Raw genomic sequence first — 14,148 nt, 5'->3', positions numbered from 1 at the left:
TCAGCGCAGGATCTCCACCAGCAGGATCCACGCGCCGAACATGCCGCCGATGAAGGAAAACAGGACACCCGGCACCAGCCAGTAAAGGCCGCCGGTACCGAGCTCAATGGAGATCGCCATCACCAGGAAGGGCAAGGTGGCGATCTGCGTGATCAGTGCGCGTGTGAGGATCCAGTCCTTGTGTTCGCGCCAGTTCCAGTTGGCCGTGGCCTGGCGCAGCTGCATGAACTGGTTCCAGGTGGGGATGAACCATGCCACCAGGCCAATCGCCAGCGCCACCCAGCCGAACAGCCGCGCCGAGATGCCGGGCACCAGGCCCAGCGACGCAATCATCAGCACGTTGGCCAGCTTGCACAGCGCGTCGATGGCGCGGCTGGGCAAGATGGGATTGGCCACGATGCTCGACAGGTTGATCGAGATCGCCACAAACAACAGGCCGGTCAGCGCCGCTGCTGCACCCACTTCAGCCGACAGCAGGGAACCCCAGCCAGCAAGATCGTAAGCGTGCATATGCGCTCCTCGACGGTACCTGACTGACCTTACAACGCCGGCCCGGCGTATGCTTGGGAACGTGGCCTGCAACCCCATCTTGATGGGCTGCATAGCGTTGTAGTGGGCCGGCGCCGATGGCGTGCGACGGTCCCGGGAGGCAGGAGAGATGGCAACAGGTTGGGCCGGCGACGGCGCCGTACAGGACCAGATCGACGCGACCGTGGACGACGCGGTCAAGCGTGCGCGCAGCCGCATGCAGAGCGGTCCTGGTCTCACTCATTGCGAAGAATGCGACGCAGCCATTCCCGAAGCGCGACGCAAGGCCGTGCCCGGCGTACGCCTGTGCGTGAACTGCCAGACGGCGCACGACCAGGAAGAGGCCGCCTTCAGCGGCTATAACCGTCGCGGCAGCAAGGACAGCCAGCTGCGCTGAACAGTGTCCGACGATGCTGCGTCGTTTCACCCGTTGTGCACGTCTGCATAGGCGTTTCAGGCGGTTTTGCTCTTGACACGCGACGCTGCGGCGAGGGTCAATGGTTCCTTTCTGTCGAACCAGGATGCGCCCTCGCATGACCATGTCCTACCGCCTGTGCCCGTTCGCCCGTTCCGTCACTGCCGAGACGTGCCGATGAGCCGCCTCAGCCCGCTGGCCGGCAAGCTGGTCCCTGAGAATCAACTGGTGGATGTGGGCCGCTTGCGTGATGCCTATGCTGATCTGCGCCCGGATGTGGGTGTGCCCAGTCAGCGCGTGGCGTTTGGCACTTCGGGTCATCGCGGCAGTTCGTTCGAGCGCAGCTTCAACGAGTGGCATGTGCTGGCGATCACCCAGGCCATCTGCGAATACCGTGCAGGCAAGGGCATCGACGGTCCGCTGTTCATCGGCATCGATACGCACGCCTTGTCGCAGCCGGCTCTGGAAAGTGCGCTGGAAGTGCTCGCTGCGAATGGCGTGGAGACCATGGTCTCCAAGGGCGGCGAATACACGCCGACGCCGGCGATTTCGCACGCCATCCTCACCTACAACCGCGGCCGCAGCCACGGCTTTGCCGACGGCATCGTGGTCACGCCTTCGCACAATCCGCCCGATGGTGGCGGCTTCAAGTACAACCCGCCCAACGGCGGTCCCGCCGATACCGACATCACCGGCTGGGTGCAGAAGCGCGCGAATGCGCTGATCGAAGGCGGCTTGCGCGATGTGCGCCGCGTGCCATTCGCCGAAGCCATGCGCGCGTCGACGACGCACCAGCACGATTTCCTCGATGCCTATGTCACCGACCTCGCCAACGTCATCGATTTCGATGCGATACGCGGCAGCGGCGTGCACCTGGGCGTCGATCCGCTGGGCGGTTCGGGCGTGCACTACTGGGCGCCGATTGCCGAGCGTTACAACATTGACCTCACCGTCGTGAGCGATGTGGTTGATCACACCTTCCGCTTCATGAGCGTGGACTGGGACGGCAAGATCCGCATGGATCCTTCCTCCTCGCACGCCATGCAGCGCCTGATCGGCCTCAAGGACAGCTACGACGTCGCCTTTGCCTGCGATACCGATCACGACCGCCACGGCATCGTGACGCGCAGCACCGGCCTGCTGTTGCCCAATCACTATCTGTCGGTGCTGATCGACTACCTGTTCCGCCATCGCCCGCATTGGCGCGGCGATGCCGCCGTCGGCAAGACGCTGGTGAGCACGGGCTTGATCGATCGCGTGGCGAAGCGGCTGGGTCGTCGCCTTTACGAAGTGCCGGTCGGCTTCAAATGGTTTGTCGATGGATTGTTCGATGGCTCGCTGGGTTTTGGCGGCGAGGAAAGCGCGGGCGCGTCGTTCCTGCGTCGCGACGGCAGCGTGTGGAGCACCGACAAGGACGGCATCGCCGCCGCGCTGATGTCGGCGGAAATCGCCGCGCGCACGGGCAAGGATCCGGGCGAGTTGTATCGCGAGATGACCCGCGCCCTGGGTACTCCGGTGTCAGAGCGCGTCGATGCGCCGGCTAACACGGAGCAGAAGGCGAGGCTTTCCAAGCTGTCGCCCGATCAGGTGAAGAGCACGCAGCTGGCCGGCGAGAAGATCGAAGCCGTAATGGATCGTGCGCCTGGCAATGGCGCATCGATTGGCGGCATCAAGGTGGCGTCGGCCAATGGCTGGTTTGCAGCGCGACCGTCGGGCACGGAAGACATCTACAAGATCTACGCGGAGAGCTTCAAGGACGAGGCGCATCTGCAGCGATTGCTGGAAGAAGCGCAGGCGATGGTGGACGCGGCGCTGCACGCAAGCTGATTCATTCGCATCGCTGTACGCAAAGAGGCGCGCAACTCACTGCGCGCCTCTTTGCGTTTGGCCTTACACCGGCGAGGGATTGCGTTCCTGGAAGCCAGCCTGGTGCCAGTACGGATAGGCCGGCGTCACGGCGCTGGCTTCATCGAGCTTGGCCACCTGTTCCTTGCTGAGGTTCCAGCCCACCGCGCCGAGGTTCTGCTTCAGCTGCTCCTCGTTGCGCGCACCGATCACCACGGTCGATACCGTCGGACGCTGCAGCAGCCAGTTCAGTGCGATCTGCGGCACGCTCTTGCCGGTTTCCGCGGCGACTTCGTCCAGCGCATCGACCACGCGATAGAGATAGTCGTCCGACATCTGCGGGCCCACGTCGCCAGTCTTGTGCAGACGGCTGGTGGTGGGCAACGGTTGGCCGCGGCGGATCTTGCCGGTGAGGCGACCCCAGCCCAGCGGGCTCCACACCACCGCGCCCACGCCCTGGTCGATGCCCAGCGGCATCTGTTCCCATTCGTAATCGCGGCCGATCAGCGAGTAGTACGCCTGGTTCGCCACGTAGCGCGAATAGCCGTAACGGTCGGCCACGGCGAGCGATTTCATCAGGTGCCAGCCGGAGAAATTGGAGACGCCGATGTAGCGGATCTTGCCGGCGCGCACGAGATCGTCCAGAGTCGACAGCGTTTCTTCCACGGGAGTCTTTGCGTCGAAGCCGTGCAGTTGGAACAGGTCGATGTAGTCGGTGCCAAGGCGCTTGAGCGCGGCATCGCAGGCCTTGAGCAGATGGAAGCGCGAGGAGCCTACATCGTTGGGGTCCTCGCCAGAGCGGAACGTTGCCTTGGTCGAAATCAGTACGCGATCGCGGCGGCCTTTGATGGCTTCGCCGAGCACCGATTCGGCAGCGCCTTCGGAATAGATATCGGCGCTGTCGAACATGGTGAGGCCGGCATCGAGGCAGACATCGACCAGGCGCTTGGCTTCCGCCACGTCGGTGTTGCCCCAGGCGCCGAAGAATTCGCCTTTGCCGCCGAAGGTGCCGGTGCCGAAGCTGAGCACGGGGACTTTGAAGCCGGATGCGCCTAGGTGACGGTATTCCATGGGGAGGGACCTCTTTGTGTTTGGGAATGGGGGAGAGGAATGACTGTTCTATAGTTCGAAGATACGGAACTAGGCTTTATGAGGCAATGCGCTTGGGGTAATGGTGCTTTGTCGGTCGCATGAGTGGCGTGTGCGAGCTTTGAGGCGTTCGCATAGCGGCGGGCATCTGGGCGAAGGCAGTTTTTTTTGCCCGTCATCCCGGCGCAGGCCGGGATCCAGTAGCGTCGGTCTTCGGTTATCGCCATGTCGCGACCTGGCTCGCCTGCCGCGGGCTTCCGTCCTCCTGCCGGAGGCCGGGTTACTTTCTCTTGCTTGCCCAAGAGAAAGTAACCAAAGAGAAGGGCCCCCCGGATGACGCGCCTTCCGGACCTTCGGTCCTCCAGGTGCGCGTGCGGGTTACGGGGTTTTTCGACAGGACATCCCTGTCCTGTCGAAAAACTGGCCGCATCCATGCGGCCACCCTCCGGGCTTTCCTCCACCCGCCCGCCGCGTCATACGGGGACCCCGGGGATCAAGAGCCGGATCAAGAGCTGGATCAAGAGCTGAACAACGCGACGTTGTTGGGCCAAGCAGCTCCCTTGTAGGAGCGCACTTGTGCGCGACCCACCAACGGAGCGGTACACCTCAGCGCTGCGGTCGCGCACAAGGTGCGCTCCTACAAGGGAGCACGCTCGCCGTCGCGCACGATTTCAACCATGCGATCCGCTTGTCTGTGGGAGCGCACCCTGTGCGCGACAAACCTACGGAGCGGTACACCGCAGCGTGGCTGTCGCGCACAGGGTGCGCTCCCACAGACAAGCGGGCGCAGTGAGGCTCTGCATTAATTCCTCTTCGCGATGGCGCGCGGAGACGTACACCCCAGCTCTGCGGTCGCGCACAAGTGCGCTCCTACAAGGGAGGGCGCAGGTCTGTGGATGGCGGATCAACATTGCCGATCGGCTTCTTTGTGGGAGCGCACCCTGTGCGCGACAAACCTACGGAGCGGTACACCCCAGCTCTGCGGTCGCGCACAAGTGCGCTCCTACAAGGGAGGACGCAGGCCTGTGGATGGCGGATCAATCTTGCCGGTCCGCTTCTTTGTGGGAGCGCACCCTGTGCGCGACAAACCTACGAAGCGGTACACCGCAGCGTCGCTGTCGCGCACAGGGTGCGCTCCCACAGACAAGCGGGCGCGGCGATGGCTGAAGGGATAAAGCCAATGCGAATTGAGGCGATGGGTGCGACCCCTGGGCCTCTTTTGCATTGCAGCAAGCATCCCGGCTGCAAAGCAGGTTAGAGTTGGGGACAGGCACAAGTCGCTGTCATCCGGGAACCGGGTCCATCACTTCGTGGCCTTTTTTTAGATGCTCAATTTAGATCGATCTAAATATGTGAAGACGGCTAAACGTCCGTCGGGGAGAGGTGGCATGGGGCAGGGCTTGTCGGGTAGGCAGGGGCTTCGTCGCGCGTGGATCGCGGCGCTGGCGTGTGGCGTGTCGATGGCGGCCGCGTCGCCCTTGTTGGCGCAGGGCGCGAGTCAGCCGGCGGACGAGGTCAATCCGCTGATTGGCAGCCGCCATGGCGGCAACACCTATCCGGGCGCGGTGGTTCCGTTCGGCATGTTGCAGTGGAGTCCGGAGAACACGCGCGGCAAGCACACCCGTACCGCCTCGCCCAGCGGCTATCTGTACGACGCGCCGCGCATCCGCGGTTTGAGCCTCACGCATATCTCCGGCGCCGGTTGTGCTGGCGCGAGCGGCGATGTGCCCTTTATGCCGGTGACCACCGCCGTGCAGGCCTCGCCTTCGGCTGATCTCACCGATGCCACCTACGCCAGCGACTACACGCACGCCAACGAGCAGGCCACGGCCGGCGCGTATCGTGTGCGCCTGGCCAATGACGTGCAGGTGGAACTGGCGGCAGCAACGCGCAGCGGCATCGGCAGCTTTGCGTTTCCTGCCAACAAGCCGGCCAATCTGCTGATTCGCACCTCCGATTCCGAAGTGGGCAGCAGCGACGCGAACGTCAGCATCGATCGTGCCACGCACACCGTCACCGGTTCGGTCACCAGCGGCAATTTCTGCGGCTACCTGGCCAAGGCTGATCAGCGCAGCTACTACACGCTGTACTTCGTGGCGCAGTTCGATCAGCCGTTCGCCTCCACGGGTGCCTGGCATGACGGCGAGGTGCAGCCCGGCAAGACGGCGGCGCAAGGCGGCACGGGTTATGACGCGAAGGGCTTCCCCACCGCGGGCAAGGGCTCGGGCGTGTGGCTGGGTTTTGATCCGGCCAAGGGCGCCGTGAACGTTCGCGTGGGCATCTCGTACGTGAGCCTCGACAACGCCAAGGCCAACCTCGCGGCGGAGATTCCCGCGGGGCAGACGGTGGCGCAGGTGCAGGCCAAGGCTCGCCAGGCGTGGAACGATGCGCTCGGCAAGGTCGCCATCACGGGCGGCAGCGCCGATGAGCGCACTACGTTCTACAGCGCGCTCTATCACTCCCTGCTGCACCCCAACGTATTCAGCGACGTCAACGGCGAATACCGCGGTTTCGACCAGCAGGTGCATCGCGTCGAAGGCAAGCAGCGCGTGCAGTACGCCAACTTCTCCGGCTGGGATATATACCGCTCGCAGTTGCAGCTGGTCACCTGGCTGTATCCGGACGTGGGCAGCGATATCGCGCAGTCGCTGTTCAACCAGGCCAATCAGAACCACGGTGAGTGGGATCGCTGGACGCACAACAACGGCGGCACCCACGTGATGAGCGGCGACCCGGCCGTGCCCGCGTTGGCTGCCATCGATGCCTTCGGCGGCCACGAGTTCGACCTGAAGGGCGCGTATGCCTCGCTGCTGACGGCGGCGACTGTGACGACTGCCAACGATCTCTCCGACGACGGCTGCAACGTGGAGTGCGTGGGCCAGCGTCCGTCGCTCGACCAGTGGCTGAAGTTGCATTACATCGCCACCACCTCGCACGCCTGGGGCGGCGCGGCGGAAACGCTGGAAGACGTGACGGCGGATTTTGCGCTCTCCCAGCTTGCTGCCCGCGTCGGCGACAAGAAGAACGAAGCGCTGTTCCTGACCCGCGCCGGCTACTGGCGCAACCTGTTCAACCCGAAGGCGGCGCCGGAAGGCGGCTATATCCAGAACCGCAATGCCGACGGCAGCTGGCCCGCGTTCAAGCCCGAGGCCGACGATGGCTTTGTCGAAGGCAGCGCGGCGGTCTATCTGTGGATGGTGCCGTTCGACGTGCGTGGCCTGTTCGATCAGATGGGCGGCATCGAGAAGGCATCGGCTCGTCTGGATCGCTTCTTCCACGACGACAAGGGCAAGTGGGCGCTGACCGAAGCCGGTCCCTTGCATGCCGAGCTCGACAACGAGCCCTCGGTGGGCACGCCCTGGTTGTATGCCTTTGTCGGACAGCCGTCCAAGACGCAGGAGGCCGTGCGCATCGTGGTGAACACGCTGTGGAAGAACACGCCCGAAGGCATTCCCGGCAACGACGACCTGGGCGAGATGTCGTCCTGGTATGTGTGGTCCGCGCTCGGCATGTATCCGGCCATTCCGGGTCGTGGCGAACTCATCCTCGGCAGCCCGTTGTTCACCCATGCAGTGATTCATCGCACACAGGGTGATGTGGTGATTGCCGCGCCATCGGCTTCGGCGCAGACACCGTTCGTGCAGTCCCTGAGCGTGAACGGCAAGCCGCACGACAGTCCGTGGTTGCCGGCGAGTTTCGCCGAGCATGGCGGGAAGCTTGAATTTACCCTGGGTGCGCAGGCCAATAAGGCTTGGGGCAGCGATATCGCCAAGGCGCCGCCGTCGTTCCCGCCGCCGAAAGCGTAAGCGGCACGAGCATGCATCACCCCATGTTGGGCGGACTGGATTGCGGAGAGCGTGGATGAATAAGCGGACGGCTATGCATGGCATCACGGCGGCGCAAGGTATGCGTCGTCAGGTGATGAGTCTCGCTGTTGCACTGGGTCTTGCGTCGGCGGCGCATGCAGCGACCGCGCCGACCCAGGGCTTTGCCACCTCGTTCGAAACCGGCGACGCCCAACCCGATTCAGCCAGCGTCAAAGGCTGGCGCATGAGTGTGGTGTCCGGCCCCGGCAAGGAGGAATCCCTCACCTCCAAGCCGGGTGTCGGTTTTACCGGCACGCACAGCCTTCGCTATGACGCCGACGCGGTCAGCGACGCGCATGAGCGGCGCACGGTGCTGTTTCACGCCAAGCAGCCGCTGACGGCGAACTCGCATCTTTCCTATGTGGTGCTTCCCGCCGATCCGAGCGGAGAGGCGCGCGGCCTGGCGCAGTACGTCGCCGTGGACCTGGTGTTCACCGACGGCACGCGGCTGTCGTCGCTGCATGCCCAAGATCAGCATCGTGTACCGGCGAACGCGTCCGCGCAGGGCGCTGCGCGCATGTTGCACGACAATCAGTGGAATGCGCTCGATATCGACGTGGGTGCGGTGGCGGCCGGCAAGACGGTGGCCGCGATCGAACTGGTGGAAGCGGCGCCCAAGGACACGGACGCTTTCCACGGCTATATCGATGACCTGCGGCTGAGTGATGTCCCTGCGGCCGCAGATGCATCGCCCAACACCTATGTGGACACGCGTCGCGGCAGCAACGCCAACGCGCATTTCTCGCGCGGCAATAATTTTCCGGCCGTGGCCCTCCCGCATGGTTTCAATTTCTGGACCCCGGCGACGCAGGCCGGTTCGGACTGGATCTATCAGTACCAGGACCGCAACGGCCCGGATAACCATCCGCGCATCCAGGCGTTCGCGCTGAGCCACGAGCCCAGCCCGTGGATGGGCGATCGCCAGACCTTCCAGATCATGCCGGCCGCCGTGGCCAGCGGTGCGCCGCCGCTCGATCGCGATGCGCGCTCGCTGAGCTTCACCCACGATCACGAAACCGCACGCGCCGATCTGTATCAGGTCACCTTCGACAACGGCATCAGCGCCGCCATGACACCGACCAGTCACGCCGCCATGATGCGCTTCACCTTCAAGGGCGATCGCTCGCAGCTGGTGTTCGACAACCGCAATGACAAGGCGGGCATCGAGCTCGATCCGCAGCACGGCAGCATCAGCGGTTATTCCGACGTGGCCAGCCATTTGTCCACGGGCGCCACGCGCTTGTTCTTCTACGCCAGCTTCGATCGGCCGGTGACCGAGAGCGGTCGGCTGAGCGCGCAGGGTCGCGATCACGTGGGCGCGTGGTTCGGCTTCGACACGGCGGCGGACAAAACGGTGACGATGCGCATCGCCACCTCCTTGATCAGCCTGGAGCAGGCCAAGCGCAATCTGGCCCAGGAGATTGCCGACAACGACACTTTCGACAGCGTGCAGGCACGCGCGGCGTCGCGCTGGAATGAGATGCTCGGCCACATCGAGATTCCCGGTGCCGGCGCGTCCGACAAGGTGACGCTGTATTCCAACCTGTATCGCCTGTTCCTGTATCCGAATGAGGCGTACGAAAACGTCGGCACGGCAGCAAAGCCGGACTATCGTTACGCCAGCCCGTTCTCTGCAGCCACCGGCGCCAACACGCCGACGCAGACAGGCGCGCGCATCGTTGCCGGCAAGCCGTACGTCAACAACGGCCTGTGGGACACCTATCGCACCGCATGGCCGGCCTATGCGCTGCTGACGCCCACGCAGGCGGGCGAGATGATCGACGGCTTCGTGCAGCAGTATCGCGATGGAGGCTGGATCGCGCGCTGGTCATCGCCCGGTTATGCCGACCTGATGGTGGGCACGAGCGCCGACGTCGCGTTTGCCGATGCCTGGAACAAGGGCATCCATAACTTCGATGTGCGCTCGTTCTATCAGGCTGCCCTCAAGGACGCGACCGTGGTAAGCGAGATTCCCGGCGCAGGCCGCAAGGGTATCGAGCGCTCGGTGTTCAAGGGCTATATCGACAACAGCACCGACGAGGGGCTGTCGTGGTCGATGGCCGGTTATCTCAACGACTTCGGCATCGGCGAACTGGCGCAGACACTGGCCGCCGGGCATGAGGCGAGCGATCCCTATGCCGCGCACTATGCCGACGATGCCCGCTACTTCCACAGCCGCTCGCTGAACTTCGTGAACCTGTTCGACGCGGCGGTCGGCTTTTTCGTGGGCCGCAAGCCGGACGGTTCCTGGCGCGTCGATGCTGAGCATTTCGATCCGAAGGCCTGGGGTGGCGATTACACCGAAACCAATGCCTGGAACATGACGTTCGAAGGCGTGCAGGACGGGCAGGGCCTGGCCAATCTCTACGGCGGCATCGATGGCCTGGCCAGGAAGCTCGACGCGTTCTTCGGCGCCGGCACCGATTTCAACGTGGGCGAATACGGCGGCATCATCCACGAGATGCTCGAGGCGCGCGACGTGCGCATGGGCCAGTACGGCCACAGCAACCAGCCTTCGCACCACATCCTCTACATGTACGACCTGGTCGGCCAGCCGTGGAAGACGCAGGACAAAGTGCGCGATGCGCTGTCGCGGCTGTATATCGGCAGCGAGATCGGCCAGGGCTATCCGGGCGACGAAGACAACGGCGAGATGTCCGCGTGGTGGGTGTTCAGTGCGGCGGGTTTCTATCCGCTGCGCATGGGCACGCCCACCTATGCGATCGGCGCGCCGTATTTCCCGCGCATGATCATCCATCTGGACAATGGCAAGACCATCGACATTCGTGCGCCGGACGTGAGCGATCGCAATCGCTATATCCAGAGCATGACGATCAACGGCAAGGCCTACGACCGTAGCTGGCTTGCGCATGCCGATCTGGTCGACGGCGCGGTGCTCGATTTCCGCATGGGCGCCGCACCGTCCCAGTGGGGTAGTGCGGACGGCGAAGCACGACTGCCGTCGCAGACGTCGGGCGCGAAGGCGCCGGCGCCGCTGGTCGATCTTGCCGACGGCAAGGGTGCGCACGTCGTGGTCGCAGGCGATGACGGCGCCGCCCGCGCATTGAGCGACAACACCTCCGATACCGAGGCGTCGCTCAAGGGTTCCTCGCCGACCGTGCAATTGGATCTCGACCAGCCGCGTGAGATTTCGATGTATACGCTCACCTCGTCGGCCAAGGCGGGTCGCGATCCCAAGAGTTGGAAGTTCGAAGGTTCAACCGATGGCGTTCACTGGGTCAGCCTGGATGAGCGTCGCGGCGAAGCATTTCCATGGCGTCGGCAGACGCGCGCATTCGGTGTGGCGCACCAGGGGAATTACGCGCACTACCGGTGGCGTGCGGAACATGTCGATGCATCGCAAGGCGTTGCATTGTCAGAGGTGGAGTGGCTTGGGTTAGCGCCTACGCCCTGAGTTGATCCAGCAAGGAAAGGCCTGGACCGCAGAAGGCTGACTTCTGCGGCATAGGGGGAGTTTTGTGTCTTCGTTTTGCCGTCGGCCAGAGACGGTGGCGAGGTTTGTCTTAGCAAGCCGTCTTAGAGGGGCGGTGAGCACATTCCGGGGAGAACCGCTGTTTATGAAAGCTCACGTAGTAAGTGCATTTGCAGTCAGTTTGCTGGCCTTGTCGATTGGACAGGCGCTGGCCGGGGACAACGACGTTGCAGCGCCAGCGCCCATCGCGCAGTCGAGCTCGGCGCAGGACAACAGCACGCCGCCCGTCGCGACGGCCACCGATGAAAAGAAGACCAAGAAGCTCGAAGCGGTGACGGTGACCGGCTCGCTGATTCCGCGCGCGCAGATCGAAGGGCCGTCGCCCATCACCACCATCACCGCCAAGGACATCGACCAGCAGGGCTTTACCGATACGTTCGATGCGCTGCGTTCGCTGCCGATTGCCAACGGTTCGGTGCAGGACCCGCAGTTCACCGGTGGTTATACGCCCGGCGCCAAGACCGTCAGCCTGTTCGGCCTCAATCCCAGTTTCACGCTCACCCTGCTCAACGGCCGGCCGATGGCGAGCTATCCGCTCGCCTACAACGGCAACAACAACATCACCGACATCGCCAATATTCCGGTAGGCCTGATCGACCATATCGACGTGCTGACCGGCGGCCAGTCCTCGATCTACGGCTCGGCGGCGATTGCCGGCGTAGTCAACATCGTGATGAAGGATCACATCGACGGCACGCACGTGAGCTTCCGCTACGGCGACTACAGCGACGGCGGTGGCGCCAGCAAGCGACTGCAGGTGAGCTCGGGCCACACCTGGGGCAATTTGGAGCTGAGCGGCGGCCTGCAGCTGTCCCAGGAAAACCCGATCTGGGCGTACCAGCGCAGCTATATCGATTCCTATAACGACGACCCGACCGGCAAACCTGGCGTGCCCTCGCGCACCTTCCTGCGCCTGGCCGAAGGCGACAATCCGCACTACATCGATCCGGGCTCGGCCACCTGCGCGCCGCTGAGCTATCTGTACAACGGCACCACCGCGTACAGCTACCGCGCGGGCTCCAATCTCGGCTATTACTGCGGCAGTCCGAACAACGTGAGCTATGCCACGCTGGCCAACAAGAGCACCGAAGCCAACGGTTCATTGTTCGCGCGCTATCACCTCAACGACAGCACCGAGCTGTATGCGGACATGCTGTACAGCTACAGCAACCCAACCTACAACGGCGGCAGTCCGTTCTGGAACAACACGTTCTACAACAAGACCAGCGGCCAGTACGAGGAATGGCAGCGCATCTTTGCGCCCGAGGAAGTGGGCTCCGATGCGCAGGACCAGCACGTGTTCACCCGCACCTACAACGTGAGCCTGGGTGTGCGCGGCAGCATCGGCAATTCGAGCTGGAACTACGACGGCTACTACAACCGTTCGCAGTCCAATGTGACGCGCAAGTCGACCGACTTCCTTGCCGCCAATGGCATCGACGATTACTACCTCGGGCCGCAGCTGGGCACCGACCCCAATGGCTACGCTATTTTCGCGCCGAATTTAGATCGATTGTATCAACCGCTGACGCGTGCCCAGTACGATCAGTTCACCGCGCCCAACATCTCCCAATCGATGGCCTGGACGCAGAACGAGACCCTCACCGCCAACACCACCTCGCTGTTTTCGCTGCCCGCGGGCGACGTGGGCTTCGCCGCCATCGTGCAGAACAGCAACGAGCGTTTCGACAACAGCTCGGCCAGCCCGGCAGCCGCCGAAGGCTACTATCGGGGCGTGACCGGCAGCACCACCGCATCAGGCAAGCGCAGCCAGTACGCCTTCGGCGGCGAGATGCGCATTCCGCTGTTTGAGACGTTGATCGCCAACGTGTCCTCGCGCTATGACAAGTACAGCTACGCGGGCACGGGCAACGGCAAGGCCACGTACAAGCTCGGCCTGGAATACCGTCCGATCGACACGCTGCTGTTGCGCGGCAGCTACGCCACGGCGTTCCGCGCGCCGGACATGTTCTACCTGTTCTCCTCCCATAGCAGCGGCTATTCGCAGTCGACCGACTACTACAAGTGTCGCCAGGAGGGTTACAACTCGCAGAACTACGGCGACTGCGCGCAGTCAGGCACGTCGATGCTGGCGGTGTCTTCGGGTAACACCAACCTCAAGGACATCACGGCCAAGTCCTTCACCTACGGCTTCGTCTGGTCGACGGCGGACAACAACCTGAGCTGGTCGGTGGACTACAACGCCATCCGCATCTCCAACGAAGTGGTGACCTTGAGCAGCGACGAGATCCTGCAGCAGGAAGCCAACTGCCGCCTCGGCACCTCCGAGAACGGCCAGCAAGCGTTCGACATCAACTCGCCGACCTGTCGCGAAGTGCTGGGCGAAGTGAAGCGCCTGCCGTCCACCGATCCGGTCAATCCGGGCGGCATATCGGAAGTGGATACCTATCCGATCAACGTGGCCACGGAATACCAGACCGGCATCCAGTCCAGCCTGAACTATCACTTCAAGACGTCATCGATCGGCAGCTTCCTGTTTAGCCTGGACTACTACGACGAGCTCAAGCACACCTATCAGGAAAAGGCCGGCGATCCTGTGACCAACTACCTGTGCTGCGCCAACTCCAACGAGTTCAAGAGCAGGGTCAGCGGCACGGCCACCTGGAATATCGGCAAGTGGAGCAGCACGCTGTACGGCATCCGCAATGGCACTTCCTGGAACTCCATCGGCACCGAGAAAAACATCGGCCCGTGGATCACCTTCAACGGCAGCGTGAACTACAAGATCATGCCGAAGACGACGATCTCGCTGGTGGTCAACAACATCGCCAACAAGCGTCCGCCCACCGATACCACCAACGGCAACTGGCCGTACTACGACGTGACCCTGTACAACGCGCTGGGTCGCTCGGTGTATCTCGAAGTGGGGTACGACTTCGGCAAGTAAGCAA

General features: G+C 63.4%; 7 protein-coding genes. 5 read left to right on the top strand and 2 right to left on the bottom strand.

The genetic code is table 11. The annotated features are described in order from the left end of the window. Complete coding sequence (locus AB4Y82_RS08850; protein WP_441603326.1) at positions 1-510, bottom strand: hypothetical protein; 510 nt, start codon at positions 508-510, stop codon at positions 1-3. Between the two features lie 148 nt (positions 511-658). On the opposite strand from AB4Y82_RS08850, the gene AB4Y82_RS08845 reads away from it, so the two are divergent. Next, positions 659-925: a DksA/TraR family C4-type zinc finger protein gene (locus tag AB4Y82_RS08845; protein WP_441603327.1), complete on the top strand. Its 267-nt coding sequence runs from the start codon at positions 659-661 to the stop codon at positions 923-925. 195 nt (positions 926-1,120) lie between these two features. Continuing rightward, the gene (pgm, locus tag AB4Y82_RS08840) at positions 1,121-2,770 is read left to right on the top strand and encodes a phosphoglucomutase (alpha-D-glucose-1,6-bisphosphate-dependent) (protein WP_441603328.1); all 1,650 of its coding nucleotides are present in this window, start codon (positions 1,121-1,123) and stop codon (positions 2,768-2,770) included. A 63-nt stretch (positions 2,771-2,833) separates the two neighbouring features. On the opposite strand, the gene AB4Y82_RS08835 is transcribed toward pgm, so the two are convergent. Next, entirely contained in the window at positions 2,834-3,859 is a 1,026-nt protein-coding gene (locus tag AB4Y82_RS08835; protein ID WP_441603329.1) for an aldo/keto reductase, read from the bottom strand. Between the two features lie 1,406 nt (positions 3,860-5,265). Here AB4Y82_RS08835 and AB4Y82_RS08830 point away from each other — a divergent pair. From AB4Y82_RS08830 to AB4Y82_RS08820, 3 genes are all read left to right on the top strand, one after another. After that, on the top strand, positions 5,266-7,683 hold the full coding sequence (locus tag AB4Y82_RS08830; RefSeq protein WP_441603330.1) for a GH92 family glycosyl hydrolase: 2,418 nt from the start codon (positions 5,266-5,268) through the stop codon (positions 7,681-7,683). A gap of 100 nt (positions 7,684-7,783) precedes the next feature. Beyond that, the gene (locus tag AB4Y82_RS08825) at positions 7,784-11,158 is read left to right on the top strand and encodes a GH92 family glycosyl hydrolase (RefSeq protein WP_441603366.1); all 3,375 of its coding nucleotides are present in this window, start codon (positions 7,784-7,786) and stop codon (positions 11,156-11,158) included. A gap of 163 nt (positions 11,159-11,321) precedes the next feature. After that, positions 11,322-14,144, top strand: coding sequence for a TonB-dependent receptor domain-containing protein (locus AB4Y82_RS08820; RefSeq protein WP_441603331.1), 2,823 nt, complete (start codon positions 11,322-11,324; stop codon positions 14,142-14,144). Positions 14,145-14,148: the final 4 nt, after the last annotated feature.

The organism is Dyella sp. 2YAF14 (assembly GCF_052114725.1).
Taxonomy (GTDB): domain Bacteria; phylum Pseudomonadota; class Gammaproteobacteria; order Xanthomonadales; family Rhodanobacteraceae; genus Dyella.
Note: the sequence above shows the minus strand (reverse complement) of the source record. Positions and strands in the feature narration are given on the sequence as shown.

What these genes read in the sequence shown, in the direction of transcription:
- AB4Y82_RS08850 (WP_441603326.1), bottom strand. Translation starts at nt 510, where the DNA reads ATGCACGCTTACGATCTTGCTGGCTGGGGTTCCCTGCTGTCGGCTGAA.
- AB4Y82_RS08845 (WP_441603327.1), top strand. Translation starts at nt 659, where the DNA reads ATGGCAACAGGTTGGGCCGGCGACGGCGCCGTACAGGACCAGATCGAC.
- pgm (WP_441603328.1), top strand. Translation starts at nt 1,121, where the DNA reads ATGAGCCGCCTCAGCCCGCTGGCCGGCAAGCTGGTCCCTGAGAATCAA.
- AB4Y82_RS08835 (WP_441603329.1), bottom strand. Translation starts at nt 3,859, where the DNA reads ATGGAATACCGTCACCTAGGCGCATCCGGCTTCAAAGTCCCCGTGCTC.
- AB4Y82_RS08830 (WP_441603330.1), top strand. Translation starts at nt 5,266, where the DNA reads ATGGGGCAGGGCTTGTCGGGTAGGCAGGGGCTTCGTCGCGCGTGGATC.
- AB4Y82_RS08825 (WP_441603366.1), top strand. Translation starts at nt 7,784, where the DNA reads ATGCGTCGTCAGGTGATGAGTCTCGCTGTTGCACTGGGTCTTGCGTCG.
- AB4Y82_RS08820 (WP_441603331.1), top strand. Translation starts at nt 11,322, where the DNA reads ATGAAAGCTCACGTAGTAAGTGCATTTGCAGTCAGTTTGCTGGCCTTG.